We start from the raw sequence: 6,826 nt of genomic DNA on the forward strand, positions 1-6,826 counted from the left end.
CACAAAATGTGAAATGACCCTTTTCCTATCTATTTGCAAAGAATTCCTCAGCTTTTTCCAAAAAGACTTCCTGTTCAGCGGTTAGATCATATTCTTCCTCGATTGCATCTACCGGGCAGACAGCCTTGCATGCAGCACAATCGATACAAACATCCGGATCTATGTAAAACTGATCAGGACCTTCCTCTATACAATCAACTGGACACACGCTCACACATTCGGCAGATTTTTCAGAGCCGCATGGATCCAATATAACAAATGCCATTTATGTTAACCTCCCTTGTAAGCTTTAACAAAACTAAAATCTATCTTCCCATCCATCATACAAGAGAAATGCCGGTTAAGTAAACAGTTTGGCACGGTTATTTTCTTTCAAAATACAAATGATAGTGAAGAGCACAGCCAGGATTAAATGAAGTTTGACAGTTGGGACATGTATTGACACTGGATAAGTACTCGCTGATTGTTAATACCTCCCCACATCCGCCACATAAAATGGCCATTTCGGAAAATAAGCTCCGAGGCCAAACTGCTCGTCTGCCACACCCATGTTCCTGATGGCATTGATAGCACGGAAAATATTGTCCGCAGCAATAAAATTTAATCGCAATTTGATCATTTCCCTCATGATAATGGCTGCAGCGGGTTTCTTGATCTATAGCTCCTTTTACAGAAAAGCCATGGATTATCATGAAAAACAGCCCCTTTTCTTCATTCCTATTATATCGGAAGGGTTTTATTTTTTGAAGGCAGGGAATTAGATTTACAAAAAGATAAGGAGTTTTCCATCATGAGAACATATACGGTAACACCAAATGTAGACGCATCAGCTTGGTTTGTCAAACTGGAAGATGTCGCACCGGAAGAGATATATGATGCGAAAGATGAAGCCATTGAAGAAGCGAAAAGAATGGCTGAAGAAAACAGTCCAGCCCTGGTGCAGATTTTGGATAAAGAGCATAATGTGATTGAAGAGAAAAAATATTAATTAAGGTAAAGCAGCCGAATGAGCGTATGGTTCTCATTCGGCTGCTTTATTATTATCCGCTTGATTTGGAAACCATCATTCCTATGTTTCCTTTTGGATATTTTGGCGATTTTTTATAATTTATCAGCGGTCACTTTGAGTTTATCAGCGCTTTTCTTGGTTTATCAGCGTACAACTGGAATTTATCAGCGCTTTTTTCAATTTATCAGCGAACACCTAAGGTTTATCAGCGCTTTTCTTGTTTTATCAGCGTTCATCTATAATCATCTTTTTTTTAACAAAAACACTCCCTTTATTGCGTACGAAAAGAGGGCTCTCCTCATCTACTTCTTCAACTTAGCCAATTGCTCAGCCAACGCATTATTTTTAAAATCATCATCTTGTTTCTTTAGATACTTATTTACATCTTTTTTCGATACTTTATGCTTTTTCTCTTGTTCTTTACGCTTATTAAATGTAGACAGTTTTTCCCGGTGCCCGCATTTACACATGAACGTCTTTCCTTCACCTTCTCCGCGTAATTCCATGCGCTTATGGCAATTTGGGCAGCGTGCATTTGTGTTTTTGGCAATGTTTTTCTTATGACCACAGGAGCGATCCTGACAAACAAGCATTCTACCGTGTTTATTTTTAATCTCAAGCATTAATTTGCCGCAATCCGGACATTTCGTGCCTGTCATGTTGTCATGCTTGAACTTTTCATCACTTTCTTTAATTTCCCGAACTACTTCCTTCGTATAACCTTTCATTTCGGCAATAAATTTATTTTTTTCCAATCGGCCGTCAGCAATCTGCGCAAGCTTTTGTTCCCATTCTGCTGTCAGTGCGGGAGAACTCAAATCTTCCGGTACCAAATCAAGCAGCTGCCTGCCTTTGGATGTAATGAAAATATGCTTACCCTTCATTTCCATATACATCGTGTTAAACAGCTTTTCAATGATATCTGCCCGGGTTGCCACAGTGCCAAGCCCGCCAGTTTGACTCATTGTTTTCGTCAAATGCTTATCTTCTGCCTTCATATAACGAGCAGGGTTTTCCATTGCCTGAAGCAAAGCCCCTTCTGTAAAACGTTCCGGCGGCTTTGTTTCGCCTTGTGTTTGAGACACTCGGAGCTGTGTGAGTGTATCGCCCTTGCCTACTTCAGGCAAGTTCTGATCTTCTTCCTCATCATCCTGTCTATTATCATATAACGCTTTCCAGCCCTGTTTCTTTACTACTTTTCCTTTTGCCGAAAAACGCTCTCCATCCATCTCCGCGGATATGGTCGTCTGTTCATATTCAAAAGGGTCGGCCAATACAGCCAAAAATCGTTTCACAACAAGATCATAGATTTTTCTTTCCTTATCCGATAAATCAGCTAGCATAACCCGCTCCTCTGTAGGGATTATCGCATGGTGATCAGATACCTTTTTATTATCAACCACCGATTTCGGCAGCTTCCATTCCTTGCCGAGCAGTTTTTTCGCAAAACGGGAATACTGATCCACGCCGCAAGCTTTTACACGATCCTTTAATGTTGGGACAATATCTGTGGAAATGACCCGGGAATCGGTTCTTGGATACGTCAACACTTTATGCTGCTCATACAGCCGCTGCATGATGGATAATGTCTCTTTTCCGGAATAGTTAAAAATCCGGTTCGCATCTCTTTGCAGTTCCGTTAAATCAAAAAGCTGGGGTGCATGTTTTTTCTTGTACGACTTCTGCACATCTACTATTTCAGCAGGCTTTCCTTTCACTTTTTCCAGTAAAGCATCCGCTTTTTCTCTGGAAAAAATTCGCCGGTTATTTTTAGCGTCCTGCCAGGTTAACTTAAAGCCTTTTTGGGTTTTTGCTTCAAGTCCATAAAATTTTTGCGGTTTAAATTCTGTGATTTCTTTTTCCCTTCTCGCAATCATGGCCAATGTCGGTGTTTGTACCCGGCCACTCGAAAGCTGGGCGTTAAATTTTGTTGTCAAGGCACGTGTTGCATTCAACCCGACATACCAATCCGCTTCTGAACGTGCTACCGCAGATGCATACAGATTTTCATACTGTTTGCCCGATTTTAATGATTTAAATCCATCACGGATTGCTTTATCTGTGACAGAGGAAATCCATAATCGCTTGACAGGCTTTTTCACGCGGGCTTTTTCTAAAATCCAGCGGGCAACAAGTTCCCCTTCTCTCCCCGCATCCGTTGCTATAACCACTTCCCCCACATCTTTTCGAGTCAACTGCGTTTTTACCGCACTAAACTGTTTGCCCGTTTTTTTAATGACAACCAGCTTCAAATCTTTCGGAAGCATTGGTAAATCATCCAACTTCCAAGTCTTATATTTATCATCATATACTTCAGGATCAGCCAGGGTAACTAAATGCCCCAATGCCCAGGTAACAATATATTTATTGCCTTCCATAAAGCCATTTCCTTTTTTATGGCATTGCAAAACGCGTGCAATATCACGGCCTACAGAAGGTTTTTCAGCCAGTACTACTGTTTTGCTCATCAGAAAAATTCCTTTCTTTTTTTCATCTGTCTCTACTTTATCACAGGTAAGGTAAAAGTTTAATCTCCATGTTTTTTTTATTCATTTTCATCAGGTAAGACATGTTTTTATTGGAATTTTTCGTAGGCATCAATCCCGCATACATAATACCATCCACTTTGCACAAAATAACCCAAAGTATTTATGACGGAGGAGGACAAAACTTGACTGACAAAAAAATTCATCTAACTTCCAGTGAAATAACATCACTTTGGACAACTTATATGAATGATAGTATGTCCAAATACATCTTGCATTTTATGCTTAAGCATATCCATGATCCTGAGATAAAACCTGTTGTTCAATATGCTTATGACATTTCATGCAAGCATTTGGACCAGTTGTATGAAACTTTTAAAAATGAGAATTACGCTGTTCCAAATGGATTTACCGAACAGGACGTAAATATGGAGGCTCCATGGTTATTTACAGATGTTTTTTGTTTAAGCTATGTAAATCATATGGCAAAAGTAGGAATGGTTACTTACAGCGGCTTTCTTTCTATGTGTGCAAGACAAGATTTGCGGAGCAGCTATACAACAGCTTTATCGGAAACAGCTTCACTTTATAATCATTCCAGTGAAATTGCTCTTTTAAAAGGGGTGAACTATAGACATCCCTATATTGAAGTACCAAAAGAAACCGATTATATAGACAGCAAAAAATATTTGAGCGGTTTAAATCCTTTTAGTAATAATCGTCCATTAAATGCCATTGAAATTTCCCATTTATATTTAAATATAATAACAAACAGTATCGGTGTGAAACTATGTTTGGCTTTTGCACAAACCTCCACAAATAAAGATGTACAGGATTTTATGCTGCGCGCCAAAGATATCTCAAAAAAGCATATTCAGATCTTCTCGGAAACACTATTGAAGGATGATATCGAAGCGCCTCATATACCAGATGTTGCTGTAAGTGGCTCAACCACCCAAACATTCTCCGATAAATTAATGATGTTCCATATGTCACTCATTTCATCGGCAGGAATCGGAAATTATGCCACTGCAGGAGCTGCCAGTCTGCGCAGTGATTTGATGATCAATTATGAACGCTTGTCTATTGAAGTTGCCCGTTTGGCAAAAAGCGGAGCAGACATTATGATTAAACATCATTGGCTTGAACAACCGCCAAGTACTAAAGATCGTGACTATTTGGTAAAAAAGGGGAAAGATTGATGTTGCTGCTTAATATGTTGAATTAACGGAATTTGGTCTCTTTGTTACTGAGCATAAGTGAAGCTCGGCATTATCATAAAGGCCTAGTACGCTGAATTGCAGGCTGAAACATGCCTGTCAAATATCTACGCACACCCATAGCACCATTTCCATACACTGAACCTAGGAAATAAACAAAGGAAATGGTGCTATGCTTTTATATACAGGGTTATTTTTCTTAGTAATTGCTGTAAGTTTGGATGGATTTGGTGTAGGGGTTACCTATGGCATGCGAAAAATCCAAGTACCTCTTATCGGGTTAGTGATCATCATGCTCTGTTCCGGGATCACCGTGCTCATCGCCATGACAATCGGCAGCACATTAAGTTCATTTATATCTCCTTCTATTGCTGAAGGGATCGGTGGCGGAATTTTAATTGTCATCGGTTTGTTTTCTTTTTACAATTTACTGCTTTCAAAACAAGAAAAACCATCCGAACAAAAAAAACAAAATATATTAGCTACCGTCCTGAATACACCTGACAAGGCAGATTTGGATAAATCAGGTACCATCTCTGCGAATGAAGCTCTTCTGCTCGGCACGGCTCTTGCTCTGGACGCATTTGGCGCAGGCATTGGTGCATCCATGCTTGGCTATTCACCTGTTATCACCGCTTTATTAATTGCTAGCATGAGTGGTATATTTGTATTTTGCGGAATTAAAATGGGGATGATTCTGTCGCAAAGCAAACATATGCAGCATATGTCTTTTATTCCACCTCTTTTATTGATATCACTTGGGATTTTTAATATTATTTCTTAAGTTGGGGATGAGGTCTCAAATATGTACTAGGGAGAACGATTCTGAGGTACGATTGAATGTAAATGAACTCGATCGTGTATCAGATAGCGTGATTCTGATACACGATCGATAGGATATTGACTTGTGCTTGTATTAGAAGCAGCTTCTCTGGTACACGATTAACAGAATATTTGCTCGTGCTTGTATTAGAGAGTCCTTCTCACGTACAAGGTTGGTAGGTTATTGGCTTGGACATGTATCAGAAAGTGCTCTCTAATATATAAAACATTTTTACTGACTTACCTAATTACTTATAACGCTTTAACCTGCCCGCCATCTACAATAAGCGACTGGCCGGTGATATATGTATTTGCCCCGGATGCTAAAAATACAATCGCTTTTGCAAACTCTTCCGGTTTTCCAAAACGTTTCATTGGGATGCTTTCTTCCGCTTTACGCGTCAGCGCTTTCACAGAAATTTGTTCCTTCTCTGCTCTGATTTCATTCAGTTCCTGTAATCGGTCGGTTTTGATGGTTCCCGGTCCGACTGTATTGATTAAAATATTATCTTCACTCAGCTCCTGGGAAAGTGATTTGGCGAGTCCCAAAATCCCTGGCCTCATCGTATTGGAAAGCACAAGATTATCAATACTTTGCTTGATGGATGAGGAAGCCAGATTTACAATATGTCCGCTCTGCTGTTTTTTCATGTAAGGAACCGCTGCTCTCGTCGCGCGAACAAAACTGAGCAAATTTAATTCAAATGCATGGTACCAGTCGTCATCAGTCATCGACATAAAATTTCCTGCAGGTGGTCCGCCGGTATTATTGATCAGCACGTCCACCGTGCCGTTCCATTGCACAGCTTTGTTTATGAGTTCCTTTATATCTGTTTCATTTTTCATATCGCAGATTGCGTAGTCAACGTTTTCATTTCCAGTTTCCGCTTTTATCTCTTCCACTGTAGATTTCAGTATCTCTTCATTGCGGCTGGATATAAGCACATGCGCTTCTTCCTTTGCAAATGCCATTGCTGTTGCTTTTCCAAGTCCTTTGCTAGCAGCGGTAACAATGACCGATTTTCCTTTTAAATGTAAATCCATTTTTACTGCCCCTTTCCAAAATATAAGTTCATAGTTCTATTTTATCTAATTCAGTAAAACTAAGTCAAAATTTAAATTCTTTTTAAAATAATTTAAATTTCTGGGAAGATGTAAGTACTTGGTTAGCACCCAAAAACTAAGGTTTTTATTTTAATTTACAATCCCAATCCATAAAAAAAGTATTTTCTTTGGTTCAGAAGTCTATTTTTTATTTTGAAAAAGAAATCCCACCACTTTATACGGTG

7 protein-coding genes are annotated in these 6,826 nt (G+C 39.3%); 3 read left to right on the top strand and 4 right to left on the bottom strand.

The annotated features are described in order from the left end of the window. Window positions 1-25: 25 nt before the first annotated feature. Together ACDX78_RS16565 and ACDX78_RS16570 are read right to left on the bottom strand one after the other, a co-directional pair. The gene (locus ACDX78_RS16565; RefSeq protein WP_486029265.1) at window positions 26-265 is read right to left on the bottom strand and encodes a ferredoxin family protein; all 240 of its coding nucleotides are present in this window, start codon (window positions 263-265) and stop codon (window positions 26-28) included. 97 nt (window positions 266-362) lie between these two features. Next, window positions 363-692: a CHY zinc finger protein gene (locus ACDX78_RS16570; protein WP_486029266.1), complete on the bottom strand. Its 330-nt coding sequence runs from the start codon at window positions 690-692 to the stop codon at window positions 363-365. Window positions 693-790: 98 nt separating this feature from the next. Here ACDX78_RS16570 and ACDX78_RS16575 point away from each other — a divergent pair, with 98 nt between their 5' ends. After that, window positions 791-988 (top strand): DUF2188 domain-containing protein, encoded by a 198-nt coding sequence (locus tag ACDX78_RS16575; protein WP_486029267.1) that lies wholly within the window; start codon window positions 791-793, stop codon window positions 986-988. Window positions 989-1,311: 323 nt separating this feature from the next. Here the strand turns inward: ACDX78_RS16575 and ACDX78_RS16580 are convergent, their stop codons facing one another. Then, complete coding sequence (locus ACDX78_RS16580) at window positions 1,312-3,477, bottom strand: DNA topoisomerase III (RefSeq protein ID WP_486029268.1); 2,166 nt, start codon at window positions 3,475-3,477, stop codon at window positions 1,312-1,314. A gap of 203 nt (window positions 3,478-3,680) precedes the next feature. On the opposite strand from ACDX78_RS16580, the gene ACDX78_RS16585 reads away from it, so the two are divergent. Both ACDX78_RS16585 and ytaF read left to right on the top strand, forming a co-directional pair. Next, a complete protein-coding gene (locus ACDX78_RS16585; RefSeq protein WP_486029269.1) occupies window positions 3,681-4,697 on the top strand; it encodes a DUF3231 family protein in 1,017 nt (338 codons plus the stop codon). Between the two features lie 190 nt (window positions 4,698-4,887). Next, complete coding sequence (gene ytaF, locus ACDX78_RS16590) at window positions 4,888-5,499, top strand: sporulation membrane protein YtaF (RefSeq protein ID WP_486029270.1); 612 nt, start codon at window positions 4,888-4,890, stop codon at window positions 5,497-5,499. Window positions 5,500-5,789: 290 nt separating this feature from the next. Here ytaF and ACDX78_RS16595 read toward each other — a convergent pair whose 3' ends face one another. After that, entirely contained in the window at window positions 5,790-6,581 is a 792-nt protein-coding gene (locus tag ACDX78_RS16595) for an SDR family oxidoreductase (protein WP_486029271.1), read from the bottom strand. Between the last annotated feature and the right edge of the window lie 245 nt (window positions 6,582-6,826).

The organism is Virgibacillus oceani, assembly GCF_041521345.1.
Taxonomy (GTDB): Bacteria; Bacillota; Bacilli; order Bacillales; family Amphibacillaceae; genus Virgibacillus_N; species Virgibacillus_N oceani_A.